Origin of the sequence: Nonomuraea sp. C10 (genome assembly GCF_008017515.1) — a bacterium.
In the GTDB taxonomy this organism is placed as follows: Bacteria; Actinomycetota; Actinomycetes; order Streptosporangiales; family Streptosporangiaceae; genus Nonomuraea; species Nonomuraea ferruginea.
The window spans coordinates 70,038-89,722 of record NZ_VPFF01000001.1 but is presented as its reverse complement, the minus strand read 5'-3'; the positions used below and the strand labels follow the sequence as shown (position 1 = coordinate 89,722).

Sequence of the window (19,685 nt, the reverse complement as noted above, 5' to 3'; positions counted from 1 at the left end):
TAGGTGTGGACATAACGATTATCGTTATGTCCACGAAATGGCTCACCCGCCTCGAGAACTTACTGACCCTCCTGTTCGTCCTGGCCTGCCTGGGCGCCCTGGGCCTGCTGCTCTCCACCGGCCTGATCGCCTTCAGCGGCACCGCCAGCGGCGTCGGCGTCCCCCTGCGGATCTTCGACGTACCGGTCACCGGCATGGCGGCCCCGGATGCCGCGATCATCAGCGCGAGCGCCGACGTGACGGTCCGCCATCAGGGTCCGGCGCCGCTGGTCGGCCTGCTCTATCTGCTCGTGTGGGCGCCGGGCGTCACGACGACCCTGCTCGCCATGTTCACCGTCGTGCGCGCGCTGCGCAGGGCCAGATCGGGAGACAGGATGCTGTTCTCCGCGGTCACCGCCGCTCACCTGCGGCGCCTCGGCTGGATTCTGATCGTCGGCTCGCTCGCCACGGGTCTGCTCGGTATGGTGGCCGAGCCGATTCTGGCCTCCATGCTGCTGGCCAAGAGCTACTCGTTCTACCCCCCGTCGGGCGAAGAGGTGGCCGGGGTTGTGACAGGAGTCGCGGTGCTGGCCGTCTCGGAGATCGTACGGCGGGGCCTGGTGCTGCTCGAAGAGGTCGAGGCCACTATCTGATGGCCGACCCGACCATCCGGGTACGACTGGACGAACTCCTCAAGGAACGCGGCATGACGCTCACCGAGCTGTCACACCGGGTCCAGATCACCGTCGTCAACCTGTCCATCCTGAAGAACGGCCACGCCAGAGCGATCCGCTTCTCCACCCTGGTCCGCCTGTGCGACGCCCTCGACTGCCAACCTGGCGATCTCCTCCAGTACGACCGCCCGACCCGAACCTGACGGGCCTCCGTATCGGTGCGCCGCCACTGTCCTTTTCGGATCACGATGCGCCGTGGTCCTCGTGCCAGAGTTCGGCGCCGTCCTTGTCGTAGCCGATGATCCGTCTGGTTCCCGCCTTGACGGTCGTGCCGTCCTTGAAGACCAGTCCGACGCGGACGGTCTCGGTGCTCGTGATGCCGAACCAGTGCTCCTCGTGGTCGCCCAGTTCCACCTTCGTCGGCTTGCCGTCCATGTCGATCAAGGGTTCGCCGGGTCCGCCTCTCTCGATCACGTGCATGGGGCCGACGGCCTGACCGTTCAGCTTCCAGATCAGGGTCTCGCCGGGTGTCTCGTACAGGCCCGCGACCAGCTTGCCCGGCATCTCCACGGTCGGGCCCAGCGGCTTGGCGTCGGCTTCCGGAATGACGAACCGCTGCTGCCGCTCGATCCGCGTGATCGTCTCGCCCTCGCGGCCCGCGAACTCGAACGCCGTCACCGTCCTGTCCGAGGGAACGGTCACCGTCCAGATGCCCTGGGGGGTGTCCTCGGGCTGCAGGACAGTCCCGTTGACCTTGCCCGCGTCGGTGAGAGCGGTAACGCGGGCGACCCTGTCCCCCGCGGTGCCGAAGTACATCACCAGCCCTGTGGCCGGGGCGGGGAAAGTCTCTGTGGAGCCCTGCTCGGTCGCCTCCTCGGCGCCGAGAGGCCGGCCGCATCCCGCCGAGAGGGAACCGGTCCTGTTGTGCACCCGCTCGCACAGGACCGTCCCGTTGTCGGTCCTGGCGTACCAAAGGGAGATGGGGCGCTTCTGGGAGGGATTGTCGATCGTCAGGACCTCGCCGATCCGGTACTCGTCGCCGGTGTAGTCCTTGGGAGGCACAGTCGGGGTGATGGGGACGATGGTGGCGACGTCGCCGCGCTCCGTTCCGTACGCGGCCATCAGGCCGGCCGGGAGGGCGATCGCCGCGACACAGATCCCTGCCACCAGCGCGTTCCTTGTCGTCCTACGCCTGCGCGAACGCGAGACCACCTCGGCCGGGAAACGCGGCGGCGCCTTCGGGGCACGCTCGGCAGCACGTCCGAGCTTCGTGCGCAGATACGACTCCAGCTCGTCGGTCATGCGGAGTTCCCGTTCGTAGCGCTCATCCAACGAGCTCCGCCTTTCCACGGTTTCGTCTTGGGATAGAGCACTCCGCCGGGTCGGACTGTTGAATCGCCGCAGAGAACAGGTCAGGCCTTCATCGACCTGCGCACGGCGGCGTCCACCAGTTCCCGCATCTCCTGCTCGGTGAAGATGTCGGGCAGGGTCAGCCGCTCCACGATGAGCCAGTTCAGCGTGAGGTAGAGGAGCACCACCCCGGTCGAGTCGCCGGGCAGCCCTGAGGCCGCGTGGTAGCCGATGTTGTCGTCGATGTCCTGGCGGATGCGCTTGGTCAGCACGGCGCGCAGCTCAGGGCGCCGGGTGGACTCCAGCCGGAGCTCCAACAGGGCCAGGTAGCCGGAGTTGAAGGCGGAGACCCGCTCCACGAGTTCGTGCATGAGCTCGGTGTAGCGGGTCTCGTCCTGCACGCCCTCCATGCCGCGGGCCATCGTGGCCTCGTCGGGCAGCAGCCGCTCATAGATGCGTCCGCCGACCTGGGTGAACAGGTCGTCGCGGTTGGCGAAGTAGTTGGACGCCGTGCCAGGGGGCACCGCCGCCTCCGCATCCACGGCCCGGAAGGTCAGCCCTCGCGCGCCCTCCTTGGCCAGCACCTCGATGGCCGCGTCGATCAGCGCCAGCCGCCGCTCGGGATTCCTCCGCACTTGACACCACTCCGTTTGTAGTACTACGTTCTGACCACTCCAAGCAGAGTACTACATCGAGAGTGATTGAATATGCGAAAGCTTGTCTACTACATCGCCGTCTCGCTCGACGGCTACATCGCCGGCCCCAACGCCGAGTTCGACTTCTACCCCGTGTCGGACCAGATGGCCGCCTGGATCAACGACCGTTACCCCGAGACGCTCCCGACCCATGTCCGCAAGCTCGTCGGCCTGGAAGGCACGCCCAACAAGGTCTTCGACACCCTGGTGATGGGCCGCGGCACCTACGAGCCGGCCCTGGAAGTCCCCACCACCAGCCCGTACGCCCACCTGCGCCAGTACGTCGTCTCCAGCACGCTGACGATCGACGACCCCACGGTGCGGGTGGAGACCGGCGACCCGGTCGAGCTCATCCGGCGGTTGAAGGCCGAGGACACCGGCATGGACATCTACCTCTGCGGCGGCGGCAAACTCGCCGCCTCCCTGCTCCCGGAGATCGACGAGATCATTCTCAAGAGCTACCCCGTGGTGGCCGGCGCGGGCATCCCCATGTTCTCCGGACAGTTCAGCCCGACCCTGTTCACCCCCACCCGGCGCGAGTCCTTCGACAACGGCGCCCAGGTCACCTGGCTCACCAGGGCATAGCACCCCAACCTCTCCCGCCGCCCCCGGTCGTGGACCGGAGGCTGAAGGGCGGGGCCACGGCTTGACGGTCAGGACCGAGGACCGACGCAAGCGAGGTCCTTGCCCGGCAGGGTTCCCTTCGTCAGGAACGCGACGGTGGCCTTGTCGGCGCAGGTCGAGCCGGTGCCGTAGACGTAGTGACCGCCGTTGTCGACACCGACGAAGCCGGCGCGATCCCCCAGTGCCTCGCGCATTCCCCGCCCCGCGGCCCACGGCGTGGCGTTGTCGCGGCGGTTCTGCAGGATCAGGACGTTACGCGGACCGTGCGAGGTGACCTTGACCAGCGGCTCGACCGGCTTGGTGGACCAGAACGCGCACGACCGGATGTTGTTGGGCATGCCGGCGCTCAGCGGGTACTTCGCGCGGGCGGCCGAGGTGGCGCCGGCGTAGGAGTCCACGTCGCGCGACCAGGTGGTGTCCCCGCACATCAGGGCCAGAGCCATGGTGACCTGGTTGTCCACCGGCACGCCCGGCTCGGCTACGGCGTCGGCCAAGACCTGCTTGAGCACGGCGACGCCCGCGTCTGTCGGGGCCTTGCCGGCGGACAGGTCGGCCGCCGCCTTCCAGAACTGGGTGAGCGGGGCGAGCGTCTCGTTGTGCAGCAACATCTGGTAGGTGATGGCGCGCAGCAGCGCGCCGTTGACGGCCGCCGGCGTGCCCGGCACCGCGGCCGGTTTCCGGTCGAGGTGGTCGGCCAGCGTGAGGAAGGTGTCGGTGACCTCGTCGACGGTGCCGCCCAGCCCGAGCTCGGTGTCGTTCGCGGCGGCGACGCGGGCGGCGTCCGGGAACCGGTCGTTCATGCCCTGGTTCCACGTGTCCAGCATCTTCGCCCACGCCTTGCTCGGGTCGACGTTGCTCTCCAGCACCATCCGGTCGGTGTTGTGAGGGAACAGCGAGGTATAGACCGCGCCGAGGTAGGTGCCGAAGGACTGGCCCCAATAGGAGATCTTCCGCGCGCCGAGTGCCTGGCGGATCCGGTCCATGTCGCGGGCGGTGTTCGCGGTGGTGAAGAACCGGAGCTTGTCACCGACCGCGGCGCACTGCTCGGCGGCGGCGCGCGCGCTGGTGACGTTGCCCTCGATCGAGCCGCCGGCGCCGGGGTAGGCGAACACGTTGAGGAAGCCGGAGTCGGTCAGGCCGCAACTCATCGGGGTGCTGTGGCCGACGCCGCGTGGGTCGAACCCGATCAGGTCGTAGGAGTTCAGCACCGACTTCGGCAGCGTGGGTGCCATCTTGCCGGGCATGTCCAGGCCCCCGAGTCCCGGGCCGCCCGGGTTGAACAGCAAGGCGCCGCGCTTCTTGCCGGGCTTGGCGGTGGCGATCCTGGAGACCGCGACGGTGATGGTCTCTCCCTGGGGATGGCGGTAGTCCAGGGGCACCTTGACCGTGCCGCAGGTCTGCCTGGGGTCCCGTTTGACGCCCGGCGCGAGTTCCGGACAGCCGCCCCACTTGATCGAGGTCTGGACGTGGCCGGCGCCCACCTCGGCCGCGGCGCTCCTTGGCTGTCCGCCGACCGTCGCCCCCGTCGCCGCGAGCGTGGCCAGGATGCCGGCGACGACGATTCGTCCGCGGTTGCTGCTTCCCATGGTGCTCTCCTCCGAAGTGCCGTTGTGCCGCGACCTGGTTCGCGGTTTGACCGTGGTTCCGGCCGCTGGCAAGAAAGGTAGGAGTTGAGAGCCCTGTCCCGAATCACCGCGCTGCGGACATTCCGTGTAGCTCATTTGAGGGACAAACGCGGTAAAACCGGAGGCCAGAGATCGCTAGGCTCAGCACCATGGGGGGGACCAGGGTCGGCGACCTGTCGCGCAGGTTGCGGGACCGGTGGCGCGTCCACGACGCCGCGGTGAGGGACCTGTGGCCGGCCGTCGCGTTCACCGGGCTGGCGTTCGTCCCGGCGCTGTCGGTCATGAGCGCCCAGCTCGGTGACCTGCCAAGACGCCCGGCTGACGCGTTCGCGATCGTCCTCGTCCTGGCACAGACATTGCCCCTCGCGATGCGTACCCGGTGGCCCGCCGCGTGCCTGGCGATCATCGGCGCGTCGTTCGCGGTCCACGAGGCGGCCGGCTACCCGCACCAGTTCGGCACCGTGACGATCTACCTCGCGCTGTACTCGGTGGGCGCGCACCAGGAGCGGTTCCGGCGCCTCATCGCCGTCGTGGCGTCGGCCGCGTACGTCGTGCTGTGCGTGGCCGTACACCTGCTCGGCTCACCGAACGCGCTGAGCGAGTTCCTGGTGTTCTACCTGGTTCTCGTCGCCTGCTGGGTGCTCGGCGTCGTCGTACGCGGGCGACGGCTCGACGAGGCCGAACAACGGAGGCGCGCCGCCCTGGCCGCGGCCGCCGCCGAGCGGGCCCGCATCGCCCGGGAGCTGCACGACGTGGTGACCCACCACGTCACCGGCATCGTCGTGCAGGCCGACGCCACGCAGTTCCTGGCCACGTCGCCGGACCGCGTGGTCACCGCACTGTCCACGATCGGCCACGCCGGCCGCCGAGCCCTGGCCGAACTGCGGTACCTGCTGGAGGTGCTGGAGGCGACCGGAGAGTCGGCCGTGCCCGTCGCGGGAACCGTGCGAGATCTGGTGGCACAGACCCGAAACGGCGGCCAACCGGTCGACCTGGTGGGGGACGGCGACCGGCTCGCACTCCCGGCCGGCGTGGGGCTGGCCATGTACCGGGTGGTGCAGGAGGGCCTGACGAACGCCGTCAAGTACGCCGAAGGCCGCCCGACCACGGTGCGCGTCGACTACCGGGACGACCGGGTGGAGGTCGAAGTGACGAACGCCGCCGCCGCGGTTTCCGTAGGCGCCGGAAGCGACCTCTCCGGCGGCCGCGGCCTGGCCGGACTGCGCGACCGGGTGGGCGCGCTGGGCGGCGAGCTGACCGCGGGCGAGCAACCGGACGGCGGCTTCCGGCTGCACGCGTCGATCCCCGTAGGCGGTGCCGAATGACCATTCGCGTCGCGATCTGCGAGGACCAGGAGATCGTCCGCACCGGCTACATGACGGCGTTCGACGCACAGCCGGACATGGAAGTGGTCGGCGTGGCCGCCGACGGCCCAGCCGCGCTCGAGGTGGTCACGAACCTGAAACCGGACGTGGTGGTCATGGACATCCACATGCCGCTGATGGACGGCATCGAGGTGACGAGGCGCATCGCCGGCCCCGGTGTCGTCGCCCCGCCGAAGGTGCTGGTGGTGACCACGTTCAACGTGGACGAGTACGTCTACGAAGCCCTGCGCGCCGGAGCCAGCGGCTTCCTGCTCAAGGACGCCCCCCTGCTGGAGCTGGTGAACGGCGTCCGCACCGTCGCCCGCGGCGAGTCCCTGCTGTCCCCCGCCGTGACCCGCACCCTCATAGGCCGCTTCGCCGAGCGCGTCCACCCGGCGAACCCCACCCCGGCCGAGGACCCGCTGGCCGCGCTGGCCCCCCGCGAACGCGAGGTACTGCGCCTGATCGCGCGCGGCCTGTCCAACGCCGAGATAGCCGCGGAACTGGTGATCAGCGTCGAGACCGTCCGCACCTACGTCTCCCGAATCCTGTCCAAACTGGACCTACGCGACCGCGTCCAAGCCGTGGTCTTCGCCTACCGCACAGGCTTCGCCCACCGCTGAAAAGATTCCGGAACCGGACCTTCCGACCTGATGGGGTGTTCACGAGTCGCGGGGCTTGCTGAATTCTTCGATCAGCACGGGATACTGTTCCCCGCCGTGTCCTGCGGCGATCGAGCGGTCAGCCATAGCCTTGATCAACTTCGGCAGCTCGGCGTTGACACCCACCGCCTCGCTCTCCTCGATCAGGTGTGCCATCGCCCGCACGTCGGTCTCCAGGGCCGACACCTCGGCCGGGAAGGAGCCGCTGTCGATCTGCTCGGCATACCCGGGCAGCCATTCGGCCACACCGGCAGCGATCTGCCGCGCGAACGGCGCATACGTCGCGGCGTCGACACCGGCCGTTCTGAGCATGGCCGTGCCCTGGAGCCAGGCGTTCAGGACGCTCCACATCATGGCGAGGCCGGCCACGTCGTACAGGGACGCCAGCCCATGGTCCGCACCAAGGTAGGTGACGGTGCCGAGAGCGTCGAGCGTTGACTTGTGCGCGTCGAAGTCCGGCTGCGGCCCGCTGTGCAGAATCACCGCTTCGGCGGTCCCGATCGCCGACGGGATGGCCATGATGGCGCCGTCCAGGTAGCGGGCGCCGCGCTGCTCGGCCCATCGAGCGGCCGCCCGGGCCTGGGCCGAGTCACCCGAGGTCAGGTTGATCACCATCGTGCCGTCCAGCTCGATGTCGCTCGCGCCGAGCAGCTCGTGCATGGCCTGGTAATCGGTGACGCAGATGATCGTCAGGGAGCTTGCCTTGAGCGCGTCACCGACCGTCGGCGCCCGCCGCGCACCCTCGGCTACCAGCTGGTCGGACTTGGAGGTTGTACGGTTCCACACGGTTGTGGGATGCCCGGCTTTCAGGAAGGCGCCGGCGAGCGCGCGGCCCATCAGTCCGAGTCCGATGACTGTCACGGGTGCATTGGTTGTGCTGTCCATGGCAGCATCGTCAACGTTGATACCGGTATGAAGGTCAAGTGAGGTTTCGGTGCTGATCGGGGAATTGAGTCGCCGGACGGGTGTGAACGCCCATCAGTTGCGCTACTACGAAGCCCAGGGGCTGCTGGCGGCAGACCGGGGCGCGAACGGTTACCGCGAGTACGACGAGGACGCCGTGCTGCGGGTGAAGCAGATCCGGCACCTGCTCGGTGCCGGATTGTCCTCTGAGGACATCGCGTACCTGCTGCCCTGTGCGGTCGGAGAGGCCCCCGAGCTGCTCGGATGTCCCGAGCTGCTGGCCGCGATGAGGTCACGGCTGCGGCGACTGGACGATCAGATGGACCGGCTCGCCCAATCCCGCGTCGCTCTTGCCGACTACATCGATGCGGCCGAGCGCATGGCCGGCGAGAACTATCCCCCCTTTCACGATGCCGACCAGGAGCCCGTACCCGCCTGAGCGATCTGCTGGGTTTCCTGCCACCGGGGTCCCCGTCTTGACCCGTTCGCGCCGGATGGCGGTCCGCGCCGCGGTCGGAAGCCACCTGGATGTACCTAGGGCATCACGCCTCCCCGATGCTGACGGCGGCACGGCGGGGATGCGGGGCCTCGATCTCGTCGAGCAGCGCCACCGCGAAGTCCGCGTACGTGATCCTGCTGGCCGGGTCCGCATGGTCGGCGATCCGGTACCGGCCGGTGCGCGTTCCGGCATGGTCGAAGTCGCCTGCCGGAGCGACGTACGCCCAGTCGAGGTCGCACTCCTGAAGCACGGCGAGACCCGCCGCGTGGCCGAGGTAGAAGGCGCGGTATTCGTTGGGGTAACCGGGCTCGTCCATCAGCGGAGCACCCGAAGCCCCGGGCATGATCGATGCCAGGCCGACCACCGCCAGCCGGCGCACGCCCGCCTTCGCCAGACCGGTGGTCAGGGCGCGGGCCGACGCGGTGAAGAACTCGTGAGGCGGCGCGGACAGGTCAGCGGCGGCGCTGATGGCCGCGTCATGGCCCGCGGCCGCATGTGCGACGCTCGTCCCGTCCGTGACGTCACCCGCCACCACGCGTACGTCGGTCAGATCGCCGTGGCTCGCGGGGTCGCGCACCACGGCGGTGACCCGGTGCCCCCGCCGGCACGCCTCGGCGACGGCCTGCCTACCGGCTCTGCCGCCCGCGCCGAAGACCACGATGTTCATGGAGAACCGCCTTTCACCGGGGCCGGGTCCCGTTCGCCCGGCCGCTTCCCGGACGCTACCGAGGGCTGCGGTTACCACGGGGATACCGGTTATCGTGAGGCCATGAGGGAACCTCTGCCCGCCGACATGTTCGACGAGCTGTGCCCGTCCTCGCTCAATCCGATTCGGTTCGGCGACAAGTGGGCGGCGCTCGTCATCCGTTGCCTCGAGCACGGGCCGCGCCGGTTCTCCGAGCTGCGTGTGCCGCTGAGCCGCGTCACCCCCAAGGTCCTCACCCAGTCGCTGCGCTCCCTCGAACGGGACGGTCTGGTCGAACGCACCGTCTACACCGGCGCCGCCCCGCATGTCGAGTACGGGCTGACCCCGCTCGGCCGTAGCATGCTCGGGCCGATGGCGATCGCCTGCGCCTGGACGCAGGAACACTGGGACGAACTGCTCGACGCCCGCGAGTCGTACGACAACAGCTCTCGTCTCGACCGCGCCGGCTGACGCGGCGGACTTCACGGCCTGGCCGATCGCATAGCCGTTGGACAAGGCCGAGTCGCTGGTGCCGATCGAGTCCCGGAGGAAGCCACGTTTGGGTCATTCGTCGAAACCGGGCTGGCTGAGCCTGCTCATGTCCACCCGCTCGCCGCGCCCGTGGTCGCGGAGCATGAGCGCCGCCGCGGTCGCCGCGGCGACCATGAGCCCGGCGGTCATGGCGAAACCCACCCCGAAGCCCGAGGTCAGGGCGAGCGCCGGTGATTCCCCGGCGGCCAGCAGGTCCGTGGTGCGGGTGGTGACGACGCTGGAGAGAACGGCGAGGCCGAGGGCCCCGCCGAGTTGGAGGCTGACGTTCTGCAGCGCGGACACGATGCCGGTGTCTGCTTGCGGGACGTCGTTCAGGGCGGCGATCGTGGACGGGACGATGACGATCGCGAGGCCGGTGCACACGATCAGGGACGGCAGGATCACATTGCTCCAGACCGATCCCTGCGGCGCGATGGTGGCGAAGAGCGCCAGCCCGCCCGCCGCGAGCAGAGAGCCGAGGACCACTGCCATGCGGATGCCGATCCAGCGCACGAGCGTCGGCCCGAGTGCCGAGGCGGCGACGAGGATCACGGTCATCGGCAGGTAGTTGAGTCCGGTCTGCAATGCGGACAGGTGCAGCACCTGCTGCTGGTAGAGCGTGGCGAAGTAGAACAGTGCGAACATCGCTGAGCCGCGAAAGACCGAGACGATGGTCGCTCCGGCCACTCCGGGCAGCCGGAACAGCGTGAACGAGACCAACGGCTCTGCCACCCGGAGCTCGTTCATCACGAACCAGCCGAGCAGAGCCGCCGACACCAGCACGAGCCCGATCGTCCTGGCCGATCCCCAGGGGTGATCGGCGGTGTCGAGGACCGCGTACACGAGCAGCCCGATCCCCGCCGTCGACGTCACAGCGCCGACGATGTCGAAGCGGTGGTGCCGGCGGCGTGGCTGGTCGGCGGGCACGAAGAGCATGGTCAGCACGAGCAGGACGACGCCGATCGGGAGGTTGACGAAGAAGATCCACCGCCAGCCCGGGCCGTCGGTCAGTGCTCCGCCGAGCAGGAGGCCGAGAGCGCTGCTGACGCCGTAGGAGGCCGCCCAGGCGGCGAAGGCGCGGTTCCGCGGCGGCCCTGATGGGAAGATGACTCCGATCAGCGCGAGAGTCATCGGCGCGATCAGTGCGGCCGCGAGTCCTTGCACCGCTCGCGCGCCGATGAGGGTTTCCGGGTTCTGCGCGAGAGCGCTGACTAGCGAGGCCGCAGCGAACAGCGAGATGCCGCCGACGAGCACCTTGCGACGGCCACGCAGGTCCCCGAGTCGTCCGCCGAGCAGGAGGAACCCGCCGAAGGGGACCATGTAGGCATTGATCACCCAGGGGAGGGCTGCCTCCGAGAAGCCGAGGTCTGACGCGATCGCGGGCAGTGCGACGTTCACGACCGTCACGTCGACGCCGTCGAGGACCTGGGCCGTACACAGCACCAGCAGCCCGACCACGTGCGCCGGAGTCCAGCGGAAGGCCCGGGTCTCCTGCGTCGTCATCGCGTGCGCCCTTGGTGATCGCCGTGACGCACGGAGTCGGCCTGTGCCGGGAGCGTGGCCCTCCAGTGCGTCATGGTGCCGAGGACGCTGCTGGACGCGCTGACTTGGGACACCTCGGTGAAGCCGGCCGCGCGCATCAGCGTAGGGATCGCCCCTGAGACGTTGGCCGCGACGCGTTCGCCGCCGAGTGCGCGCAGAGGGAGGGACACGAGCTTCATCAGCGCTGTGCTGGGTGGTCCGAGGTCGGCGACGTGCAGTTGTCCGCCCGGTCGCAGGAGGCGCTGACAGGCGGCGAGCATCGACCGCTTCTCCTCGGTGGTCAGATGGTGCAGCACGAAGGTCGTCAGGATCCGGTCGAAGGACCTGGGCGGGAACTCAGCGGTCTCGATCGTGCCCTGATGCAGCTCGGCGTCGACATGGGCGCGTGCGAGCACCTCGCGAGCGACCTCGAGGACGGCCGGGTCCACGTCGAGCCCGATGACCCTCGTCGTCGGATAAGCCTGTTTGATCAGCAGAGCGAGTGTCCCGGTGCCGCAGCCCAGGTCGAGGACCGTCATATCCGGCTCGATGCCGGTTCGACGCAGGAAGCGGCGCAGCGTCGGCCTTGTCATCCCGCTCAGCGCCGCATAGAGCGGCGTGAGCGCCGCGTGGCCGAGGGCGGGTACGAAGGACGACGGGCGGGCGCCTTCATGGACATCAGTACGGTTAGTGAACATACTGTTCATGATTGATGTGCTTCGGAGGTGAGCTCAAGAAGCAGTTCGCCGGATCCGTCCGCTACCGGACAGATCTCCCGAACTGGCCTTGAACGGGCGGAGGAAGCCATGCAGCGAGACGGCGACAGGCGAGTGCGCCGGACTCGCGCACTCCTGCACCAGTCTCTGATCGAGCTCATCATGGCCAAGGGCTACACACGCGTCACCGTGCAGGACATCCTCGACCACGCCGATGTCGGCCGATCCACCTTCTACAGCCACTACAACAGCAAGGACGACCTCCTGGTCGAGAGCGGCAGCGATCATCTCCGCGCGATGATCGCCAAAGCCTCTGCCGGTCCAGGCGATCCTTCGGCCGCCGATGACGATCCACTGCTTCCTGCGCTGCTCATCTTCCGGCTGGCCGGGGCCAACCGTCAGCTCTACCAGTCCCTGATCGGAGGCCGGGGTAGTGCCAAGGTCGTCTCCATCGCGAAAGGAATGCTGACCGAGGTCTTCACCGATCACCTGCGGCGAGCACGGCCGGCTACGGACGCAATCGAGCTCGAACCGACCGTGGCATTCCTGGTCAACGGATTGATGGGGCTGCTCATCTGGTGGCTGGATACCCGGCCCGACCTCGCCCCGGAAGAGGTCTACCGCCGATTCGTCCACCTCGCCACCTGTGGCGTCCTGACGTGAGCGGGGCTCCATCGATGTGCCATCGGGATCATCAGGATCGCGCGTGGGTGGCCAACGCTGCTCCACGAACCCGAACTCCGCCGATCAACAGCACGACCACACTGCCGAAACTGACCATCAGAAGCAAACGCCACATCATCCATGGGAGCCGTCCCTCCCACCCCCCACAGCTGAGCATCAGCCAATACGAGAACGCCATGAACGCCCAGTGAAGCGCGACCCCCGCCACGACCGGGGCTCCCAGCAGCCCCACTACCGTCCCGAGCCACCGCTTCGACCATGCGGCGACCAAACCAGAGAGCAGGACGCTCACCATAGGCGCACCGTTCAGAACCAGATACCGCCCGTGCGTACCCGCAATCTCCTGCCTGACATCGAGCCACATGACTTCCAAGACCGACCACAACCTCGTCAGACCCGATGGAAGAGGGCCATAACCCGCACAACCCACCGCTCCATCACCCTCGAAGAGCGCGGGCAGCCATAAGGACAGAAAGCTCAGCAGACTGACCACAAATGCGGCCAGCCACCATCGAAGATAGCGCCATCGCGACATGGCATACTTCCCACAAAGATGATCAGAGGGCAGCCAGTGTTCCATCAAACTCGTGTCGCCGTGAACGGATGTCGCACTCACCGCGTAGCGGCAGCGGGCCGGGGACGGAGCGGCTTGATGACGTGGGGAAGGTCCCGAACCGGATGGCGAAGCCCATCTCACGGGTCCAGGTCCTTGGTCTATGCGTCCGCCTGATGTGGAGCTGCTTGGACTCGGCGGCCCGCCGGTGATACGGCTTCAGGAGGAAAGACTCACCATTGATCAACGTCACGACGTGGCCGGTTCCGGAACGACACCCCACATGAACGTGGAGCTCTTGAGCAGCTGCTCCGTCACCCTGATCCCGGTCAGGTGCTCGACGAGCAGGAAGGCCGGCCCTTTGTAGAGGCGGGGACCCGATGGGTACAGCCTGTCGATCTCCGCCATCGTGTCGACCAGTTCGGCCGGGATCTCCGTCAGATATCCCTCATCGCCACCCCAGGCGCATCGGATCTCGCCGTCCTCACACCAGTAGAAGTAGTCCAGGCACTTGATGGCGAGTGCGGCTTGAGAGACAAGGCGAGTGCCCTCGGAGAGTCTGGTGATCACGTCTTCGCGGGTGCCGAGCCAGTCGGGGTCGAAAACGAACGTCCAATCACCGATGGAGGCGACGCCGAGAGGTCCAGCGTGCGAGTAGTAATCCGGGTCGTCGGGGAAGGGACCCGGCGTGAAGTCCTCCCATCGGCCGCCGAGGCGGGCGATCACCTGTTCGGGCGTGGCACGGACGTAGATGAAGCTGTACAACTCCTCGGCGTATTCGCCGCAGAGCCAAGTAATATCGGGGGGCTGCATGGTCATGTCGTCATGCTGCCAGCCGGAACCGACAGACCCCGGACGTCACAAGACGATGGGCTGGGCCCGATACGGCGTGACGCACCTCGGCCTCACCCAGGAACGTCTCCAACGGCATGCGCTGGAACGGATCGAGAGCGGGCTACCGGTGAGGGGAAGTTCAACCCAGTCGTCGGCGTACTACAAACCCCCGAAGTGGCGCCGGTCAGCAGCCGGATGGGGCGTCGAGACCAGCAACCCCCGGGTAGCCCAGCAAGCCCCTCTGAACAGCACGAAGGCCCGTCCGATCACCCCGGACGGGCCTTGCTGTGTCTGGTGGAGATGAGGGGATTCGAACCCCTGACCCCTTCGATGCGAAACACTCGGATTGATCGCTTTTCCTGGCGTGAGCAGGTCAACCGGTTTGCCTGTGTGCATCGACGTGCATGTTTGAGTGGCCTGAGGCATCCCTGATATCACTCAGTTTGTCAATCAATCCAGTGCTTGCCCGATCGATTCATCAGTCCAGGGATGCGACGAACGATAGGGGCAGCAGACCCACCAGGCCCATGGCGATGCCGGACAGGATGGCGGCAGCGTCTCTGCGATAGATGAGGGCGAGCACGAAGGCTGGCGGTGGAGCAAACAGCCACACCAACCCCGTCGCTGTAATCAACGGGTCAGGCATGTCGATCATGCCATGGAGCTGTCGGACTAACTGGAACGTGGCGGCAAGCCACAGAATTGCGAACCCGAGCAGGCTGTATGAGACCCACCGTCCGTTTGTCGTCATGAGGCGCCATTATGAATGTCCCACCGCCCTGCGGTACAGATCATGGTCGCCTTGACAGGCGTGGTCTTCGCAGACTGCACGATCCTAAAGAGCTGGAGCGTCAAGGAGCGGTTGACGCTAAAGGGTGTGCGACACTCCTGCCTGCCCGTCTGCCGTCGTCCCACCCGAAGGGGTAGCGGGGGCTGCCCGGCCGCGCGCCCGGCACCAGGTCGTGATGGGCCTGAGTTCTGCAACGCCATCCGTCGTCAAGTGCCGAGAGGATGGCATCCGTTGCTCTCTACTGCGCTCCCGTGTCAGCAAGTTCGCTGGCTCCCCTGACCTTCCAACCTGCCGGCGAGCCCTCCTCGTACCTCCAGCAACGACACGTACGCGCTATGCCTGGATACTGCCAGCCATGGTCATCGTTGAAGTCGTCCTGGAGACCGACGACGCGGTGGACTTCACGGCTTGGCCGATCGCGGAGCCGTTGAGTGACTGCCTTCTCGCCCTGTCCGAGCGGATGTCTCTCGCCGACGTCGGGACGGCCATGGCCGTCATCTTCAGCTACAACAACATCCCCGTCACGCACGCCGGCGACCTGACCGAGATGCATCTGCAAGGACATCTCGCCGAAGCGGAAGGCCTGAGCGCTCCGGGCGGTCTGCGCTTCCGCGACACCACCACCAACGTCACCGTCTCGCCCGGTTGCTGTTTCGGCTTGGAGAACTGGCGGGACTGGTGGGCTTCCCCTCGTAACGTGGAGACCGAACCAGGAAAGGTTTGGTCGTGGCAGGAGTCACGAGGCGTCGCTTTGATCCGGAGTTCCGGGCTGGGGCGGTGAGGATCGTCAGGGAGACCGGCAAGCCCGTCGCGCACGTCGCGCGGGATCTGGGCATCAACGAGTACACGCTGTACAACTGGGTGCAGATGGACCGGCTCGCGGCAGGGCAGGCCGGTGGCGACAGCGGAGGCGGGACGCTGAAGGAGTCGGCGGAGGAGGAGCTGGCGCGGCTGCGGCGGGAGAAGGCCGAGTTGGCCCGGCAGCACGCCAAGGAGAAGGCGGCCTGGGAGAAGGAACGCGCGGAGCTGGAGGACGAGCGTGATGTCCTCAAGCGTTCCGTGGTCTTGTGGGTGAAAGAGGCGATGGGCCGGTGAGCGTGGCGGCCTTCATCTGCTCCCAGAAGACCGACTACGGCATCGACCACGCGATCTCCTGCCGGGCGCTGGAGGTCTCCCAGTCGTGGTTCTACAAGTGGAAGAACCGCATCGGGGCGAATTCGCCGACCGCCCGCCAGCAGCGGCGGGCCCGGTTAGATGCGGAGATCAAGCGCCTGTTCGCGGCCTCGGGCGGTACGTACGGCTCACCGCGGATCACCCAGGACCTGCACGAGGCGGGCTGGCGTGTGTCAGAGAACACCGTGGCCAGGCGGATGGCCGAACTCGGCTTGGCTGGGCGGGCGCCGAAGAAGCCTCGTTCGCTGACCCGGCAGGGCAAGCGGCCGGCCGCGCCGGATCTGGTGCGGCGGAAGTTCACCGCGGTCGCTCCGGACGTGCTGTGGGTCGGCGACGTCACAATGATCCACACCGATGAGGGGCCACTGTACTTGGCCTCGGTGGAGGATCTGTTCTCCCGTCGGCTGCTGGGCTACGCCATGTCCGAGCATCACGACGCGGCGCTGACGGTCGCCTCGCTGCAGATGGCGGTCGCCACCAGGGGCGGCGACGTGGACGGGGTGATCTTCCATTCGGACCGCGGGTCGGAGTACACCGCTGCCCGCTACCAGGCCGAATGCCGCAAGCACGGGGTGGTGCAGTCCATGGGCCGGGTCGGGTGCGCGCTCGACAACGGGGCTGCCGAGTCGCTCAACAGCACGCTGAAGGTCGAGTTTGTGCACCGTCACCACTTCCGTACCAGGGCGGAGGCCCGGCTGAAGATCGCGACCTGGATCGCGGACTTCTACAACGTCAAGCGGAGGCACAGCGCCAACGACGGGCTGCCGCCTGTCACATTCGAGCGTCAGATGATCGAGACGAGGCAAGCATCATCGGCCCTGGTGAGGGCCGCTGTGGCATAGGACCGTCTCCACGGTTTGAGGGGATTGACACTGGTGGGACGTGGCTCGCGGGCAAGAATCTTGGCTCGGGCACGACCCCACGCCACACATCACACACGTGGGTCACGTCATCCAGCTCCGGCAGGACGATGAAGACTCTCCGTCCATCGAGATTACTCGCGGCGAGCTCTCCGGCCTGCTCGCTACAGCCCAACAGCACTTCTCCGGGTTCCTCGGCCTCGCCCAGCAATGGGCGGCGGTCACCACCCCAGGGTTGGCCGACCTGCTCATCTCAGTACTCGACCAATACTTCGCGATAACTGAAGCCTTTTCATCCTCGGGCGGCCTTGAGACACAGTGATTCTGAACGCTTCCACGCGAGGCGGGATGTTGTGCCACCATGATCGCCTTGTTACGACGAAGGAGGCTGCTTGGTCGTTTTCTCCTGTGCGGGGTGCGGCGCTGTGATGACCGCGAGGGTGGCGCGGGTGGCGCTTCCCGACCACTCTGGTCAGAAGTACAGCCATGACCTGCTCCCCGGTCTTCTGGAGCCAGGAACGTACGCGGTGGACCCTGGAGACGACCGGCCTTGGGAACCAAGGAAGCCCGAGTTGGAAGAGCATGGCGTCCGACTCCAGATGTACGGCATTACGGGACCCCCGAACAGGATCGGGATCGCGCCGGGCGACGTCCGCGGAACCGTCTTCATCCCGGAGCGGTTAGGCGGCTGCTGTTGTGGCTGGGACGGCCAGTACGGTCCCAACCTGGCGTGCGCGGAGTGCGGCTGTCCGGTGGCGACGCGCGTCGACGACTGCGGGTTCTGGCAGGTGGTGTGGCTGGAGCCGGACGCCGTATGTCCTGTCGCCGTCGATGGCCCCGTCCAGCGGGTGATGGACTGGGCGGAACTGCCGAGCACCCCGCCCGTTGATTCGCGTGGTTTCTGGAGCCCGGTGTGGGAGGCCGCGGTCGCGGTGGCACTGGCGCACCTGCTGGTGGTTTCGGGTGGTAGGCGGGCGTCTCTCCCTGATGGGCCTGTCGCAGAGGCGTTTCGCCGGGCGATCGACAGTCTTCTCCCTCCGGGATCACCGGAACGACACCTCGTCCTGGCCGGGCCCGGGCTGTCCGCCGCGATCACGGACATCGCACTGGCGCCGAAGCATCCGCAGACCGGTGAGATATGGCCGTGTGACGCAGGAACGGTGGTGCCGCTGGCTGCGGACGTGTGGACGTACCTTGCCTTCAACGATGACCGGCGGCTCATGCCGGCGGCGTACGGGATGCCAGCCGTCGTTCGCCGTGATGATCCGCCCCCGCTGCTGCCACACACTCTTTTCTGTCCCGATGGGCGAGTGTTCCTCCGCACGCTGGAGCGGCTGACGGCGGTTCAGCAGCCGTGGTTGCGCCGCATCTATGACCGGGTAAGAGACCGCCCGTACATCGATCCGTTCTCGTAGACGCGCGAGCAGGGCGATGATCTCGCGGATGTGGCGCCCAGGGACTCGCGACACACGGCGGCGTGGGAGCCGTAGTCGGCGATCGTCACGGCCACAGCTCATCACCGAGTACCGATTAAGAATCTTACTGAGCCCTATTCGCAGACTCAGCCATCCGTCGCGAGCCCAAGTCGTTCGGCATGGAGTTCAGCTCTGACCAGTTCCAGCAGGCGGCCCATCCAGTTACGGCCCCGCTCCCCTGCCTCGTGCCAATAGTCCGACCCCGTGCCGGTGTAGTGGATGCGGGCGGTCCCCGTGCCGACCAAGATCTCAGCAAGGGCCGGATGCTGAGTGAACTTGGCGCGCAGCAGTCGCATCATGACGGCTGCCCGGACGGTCGCCCAACCGTCGACGCGGTCGGTCTCCTTGGCGAGGGTTTCAGCGTCGTAAGGGCGCTCGGCCGTCATGATCTGCTCGCGCGCCGCCTGGTCCGCCGTGGACAGGGCCCAATAGGCATGGGTGACCGTCGGATAGGAAACACTCCCGACCTCGATGTCGGCCGGGTACTCGTTGCGCAGGACCAGGATGCCCGGATCTTCCGGCCACCCGTGCGGGAAGACGGTCTGGTACAGGGTGATCGCGCCTGCTTCTACGGGCTCGGGGTCATCAGGCGGAGCAGGCCGCGGAGTCTTCCGATAACTGAGAACCTCCTCAAAGTAGCGAATCGCCTCTGCCCGGTAGTCTTCGGTCACCACCTCGGGGTCGTATGGCTGCCACTGCACCGGCAGAGGCTCACCGAGTTCAGCGATCAAGACCCGGAGCGGCACGTCTTTGCGGTCCATGTCCCCCAGAACATAGATCCGATCGATCTCCGGAATGGCTTGGTACGCCTGCCGCAGCGCACGCCGAACCTCCTCGGACCTGGTGTCCAAGTACTTCTCGATCGCCAGCCAGCACCGCCGGGAGGAGTCCGGGCGCCCGTTGAGCTGCTCGATCGCATCGGCTACCTGGCCCAACAGGTCGTCCGCCGTCACGGACATCGACGGCTCCGCCAGCTTCCAGGACGCAAGTTGATGAGCGGACGCCCACTGCCCTGGCTTCAGCGACGTCGCGACCCAGCCGGTCTCCAAATGCCGTCGCAGCCCATCCAGATCCGTCAGGCCCCAGGCGTCGATTGCGCCATCGGCATAGATCACCAGATCGGTCAGGAAGTATCGGCCGGCGTTGCGGATGAACACCGGCCGTGACACGCCCTCGACCCGTTCCCCATCAACTTCCCGAAACGTTCGTCGCGGCATGGCGAACAGCCTAGGTCTTCGTGATCAACGCGACTACGGCTTGCGGAGGTGTTCCTGCACCCCTTCAGAGACATGTACGTCTTCCAGCCACGTCCGTACGCGACGGGTGGCCGGGCGGGGCCCGGCCCGGAGAGTCCGCACGCCCGCCCGGACCGCCCGGCCGCCCGCCGCCCAAAGTGCGGCGGCTTGATGACGTAGGGAAGGTTTGAATCACGCTTCGCCCTGCACTGCTGTCGATCTTGTTCCGCTACTGCTGCTCGACCAGGTAGGC

General features: G+C 67.2%; 24 protein-coding genes. 13 read left to right on the top strand and 11 right to left on the bottom strand.

From position 1 onward, the window contains the following. The first annotated feature begins 26 nt into the window (after positions 1 to 26). Both FR742_RS00410 and FR742_RS00405 read left to right on the top strand, forming a co-directional pair. Positions 27 to 632 (top strand): DUF2975 domain-containing protein, encoded by a 606-nt coding sequence (locus tag FR742_RS00410; RefSeq protein WP_187280925.1) that lies wholly within the window; start codon positions 27 to 29, stop codon positions 630 to 632. Continuing rightward, positions 632 to 856 (top strand): helix-turn-helix transcriptional regulator, encoded by a 225-nt coding sequence (locus tag FR742_RS00405; RefSeq protein ID WP_148029052.1) that lies wholly within the window; start codon positions 632 to 634, stop codon positions 854 to 856. The genes FR742_RS00410 and FR742_RS00405 overlap by 1 nt, the downstream gene beginning before the upstream one ends. A gap of 40 nt (positions 857 to 896) precedes the next feature. Here FR742_RS00405 and FR742_RS00400 read toward each other — a convergent pair whose 3' ends face one another. Beyond that, complete coding sequence (locus FR742_RS00400) at positions 897 to 1,955, bottom strand: hypothetical protein (RefSeq protein ID WP_222708806.1); 1,059 nt, start codon at positions 1,953 to 1,955, stop codon at positions 897 to 899. Positions 1,956 to 2,065: 110 nt separating this feature from the next. Next, positions 2,066 to 2,638, bottom strand: a complete 573-nt coding sequence (locus FR742_RS00395; RefSeq protein WP_148029050.1) for a TetR/AcrR family transcriptional regulator — start codon at positions 2,636 to 2,638, stop codon at positions 2,066 to 2,068. Between the two features lie 72 nt (positions 2,639 to 2,710). Between FR742_RS00395 and FR742_RS00390 the strand changes: the two genes are divergently transcribed. Next, positions 2,711 to 3,283, top strand: a complete 573-nt coding sequence (locus FR742_RS00390; RefSeq protein ID WP_148029049.1) for a dihydrofolate reductase family protein — start codon at positions 2,711 to 2,713, stop codon at positions 3,281 to 3,283. A gap of 68 nt (positions 3,284 to 3,351) precedes the next feature. On the opposite strand, the gene FR742_RS00385 is transcribed toward FR742_RS00390, so the two are convergent. Continuing rightward, positions 3,352 to 4,908 carry an alpha/beta hydrolase gene (locus FR742_RS00385; protein ID WP_148029048.1) on the bottom strand — a complete coding sequence of 519 codons (1,557 nt, stop codon included), beginning with the start codon at positions 4,906 to 4,908 and terminating at the stop codon, positions 3,352 to 3,354. A 188-nt stretch (positions 4,909 to 5,096) separates the two neighbouring features. Here FR742_RS00385 and FR742_RS00380 point away from each other — a divergent pair, with 188 nt between their 5' ends. Beyond that, a complete protein-coding gene (locus tag FR742_RS00380; protein WP_148029047.1) occupies positions 5,097 to 6,272 on the top strand; it encodes a sensor histidine kinase in 1,176 nt (391 codons plus the stop codon). Then, positions 6,269 to 6,934, top strand: coding sequence for a response regulator transcription factor (locus FR742_RS00375; protein WP_148029046.1), 666 nt, complete (start codon positions 6,269 to 6,271; stop codon positions 6,932 to 6,934). The genes FR742_RS00380 and FR742_RS00375 overlap by 4 nt, the downstream gene beginning before the upstream one ends. A 39-nt stretch (positions 6,935 to 6,973) precedes the next feature. Here FR742_RS00375 and FR742_RS00370 read toward each other — a convergent pair whose 3' ends face one another. Next, positions 6,974 to 7,858 carry an NAD(P)-dependent oxidoreductase gene (locus FR742_RS00370; protein WP_148029045.1) on the bottom strand — a complete coding sequence of 295 codons (885 nt, stop codon included), beginning with the start codon at positions 7,856 to 7,858 and terminating at the stop codon, positions 6,974 to 6,976. A 49-nt stretch (positions 7,859 to 7,907) separates the two neighbouring features. Between FR742_RS00370 and FR742_RS00365 the strand changes: the two genes are divergently transcribed. Next, a complete protein-coding gene (locus tag FR742_RS00365) occupies positions 7,908 to 8,315 on the top strand; it encodes a MerR family transcriptional regulator (RefSeq protein ID WP_148029044.1) in 408 nt (135 codons plus the stop codon). A gap of 103 nt (positions 8,316 to 8,418) precedes the next feature. On the opposite strand, the gene FR742_RS00360 is transcribed toward FR742_RS00365, so the two are convergent. Further along, a complete protein-coding gene (locus FR742_RS00360) occupies positions 8,419 to 9,042 on the bottom strand; it encodes an NAD(P)-dependent oxidoreductase (protein ID WP_148029043.1) in 624 nt (207 codons plus the stop codon). Between the two features lie 102 nt (positions 9,043 to 9,144). Here FR742_RS00360 and FR742_RS00355 point away from each other — a divergent pair, with 102 nt between their 5' ends. Continuing rightward, on the top strand, positions 9,145 to 9,531 hold the full coding sequence (locus FR742_RS00355) for a helix-turn-helix domain-containing protein (RefSeq protein ID WP_148029042.1): 387 nt from the start codon (positions 9,145 to 9,147) through the stop codon (positions 9,529 to 9,531). A 93-nt stretch (positions 9,532 to 9,624) separates the two neighbouring features. On the opposite strand, the gene FR742_RS00350 is transcribed toward FR742_RS00355, so the two are convergent. Further along, positions 9,625 to 11,094, bottom strand: coding sequence for an MFS transporter (locus FR742_RS00350; RefSeq protein ID WP_148029041.1), 1,470 nt, complete (start codon positions 11,092 to 11,094; stop codon positions 9,625 to 9,627). Beyond that, on the bottom strand, positions 11,091 to 11,810 hold the full coding sequence (locus FR742_RS00345; RefSeq protein WP_187280924.1) for a class I SAM-dependent methyltransferase: 720 nt from the start codon (positions 11,808 to 11,810) through the stop codon (positions 11,091 to 11,093). The genes FR742_RS00350 and FR742_RS00345 overlap by 4 nt, the downstream gene beginning before the upstream one ends. Before the next feature lie 180 nt (positions 11,811 to 11,990). On the opposite strand from FR742_RS00345, the gene FR742_RS00340 reads away from it, so the two are divergent. Next, entirely contained in the window at positions 11,991 to 12,491 is a 501-nt protein-coding gene (locus FR742_RS00340) for a TetR/AcrR family transcriptional regulator (protein WP_222709089.1), read from the top strand. A 31-nt stretch (positions 12,492 to 12,522) separates the two neighbouring features. Here FR742_RS00340 and FR742_RS00335 read toward each other — a convergent pair whose 3' ends face one another. The 3 genes from FR742_RS00335 to FR742_RS00325 form a co-directional block, all read right to left on the bottom strand. Further along, positions 12,523 to 13,092: a hypothetical protein gene (locus FR742_RS00335; RefSeq protein ID WP_148029038.1), complete on the bottom strand. Its 570-nt coding sequence runs from the start codon at positions 13,090 to 13,092 to the stop codon at positions 12,523 to 12,525. A gap of 222 nt (positions 13,093 to 13,314) precedes the next feature. Continuing rightward, positions 13,315 to 13,884, bottom strand: coding sequence for a DUF6461 domain-containing protein (locus FR742_RS00330; RefSeq protein WP_148029037.1), 570 nt, complete (start codon positions 13,882 to 13,884; stop codon positions 13,315 to 13,317). Between the two features lie 493 nt (positions 13,885 to 14,377). Next, on the bottom strand, positions 14,378 to 14,650 hold the full coding sequence (locus tag FR742_RS00325) for a hypothetical protein (protein WP_148029036.1): 273 nt from the start codon (positions 14,648 to 14,650) through the stop codon (positions 14,378 to 14,380). A 394-nt stretch (positions 14,651 to 15,044) separates the two neighbouring features. Between FR742_RS00325 and FR742_RS00320 the strand changes: the two genes are divergently transcribed. The 5 genes from FR742_RS00320 (at position 15,045) to FR742_RS00300 (ending at position 18,137) form a co-directional block, all read left to right on the top strand. After that, entirely contained in the window at positions 15,045 to 15,470 is a 426-nt protein-coding gene (locus tag FR742_RS00320; RefSeq protein ID WP_187280923.1) for a hypothetical protein, read from the top strand. Next, positions 15,467 to 15,784, top strand: coding sequence for a transposase (locus FR742_RS00315; RefSeq protein ID WP_222708802.1), 318 nt, complete (start codon positions 15,467 to 15,469; stop codon positions 15,782 to 15,784). Before FR742_RS00320 ends, FR742_RS00315 begins: the two co-directional genes overlap by 4 nt. Continuing rightward, positions 15,781 to 16,704 carry an IS3 family transposase gene (locus FR742_RS00310; protein ID WP_148028989.1) on the top strand — a complete coding sequence of 308 codons (924 nt, stop codon included), beginning with the start codon at positions 15,781 to 15,783 and terminating at the stop codon, positions 16,702 to 16,704. The genes FR742_RS00315 and FR742_RS00310 overlap by 4 nt, the downstream gene beginning before the upstream one ends. 97 nt (positions 16,705 to 16,801) lie before the next feature. Next, entirely contained in the window at positions 16,802 to 17,044 is a 243-nt protein-coding gene (locus tag FR742_RS00305; RefSeq protein ID WP_187280922.1) for a hypothetical protein, read from the top strand. 127 nt (positions 17,045 to 17,171) lie between these two features. Beyond that, complete coding sequence (locus tag FR742_RS00300) at positions 17,172 to 18,137, top strand: hypothetical protein (RefSeq protein ID WP_261808286.1); 966 nt, start codon at positions 17,172 to 17,174, stop codon at positions 18,135 to 18,137. 146 nt (positions 18,138 to 18,283) lie between these two features. Here the strand turns inward: FR742_RS00300 and FR742_RS00295 are convergent, their stop codons facing one another. Continuing rightward, entirely contained in the window at positions 18,284 to 19,414 is a 1,131-nt protein-coding gene (locus tag FR742_RS00295) for an NADAR family protein (protein ID WP_148029034.1), read from the bottom strand. Positions 19,415 to 19,685 lie beyond the last annotated feature (271 nt).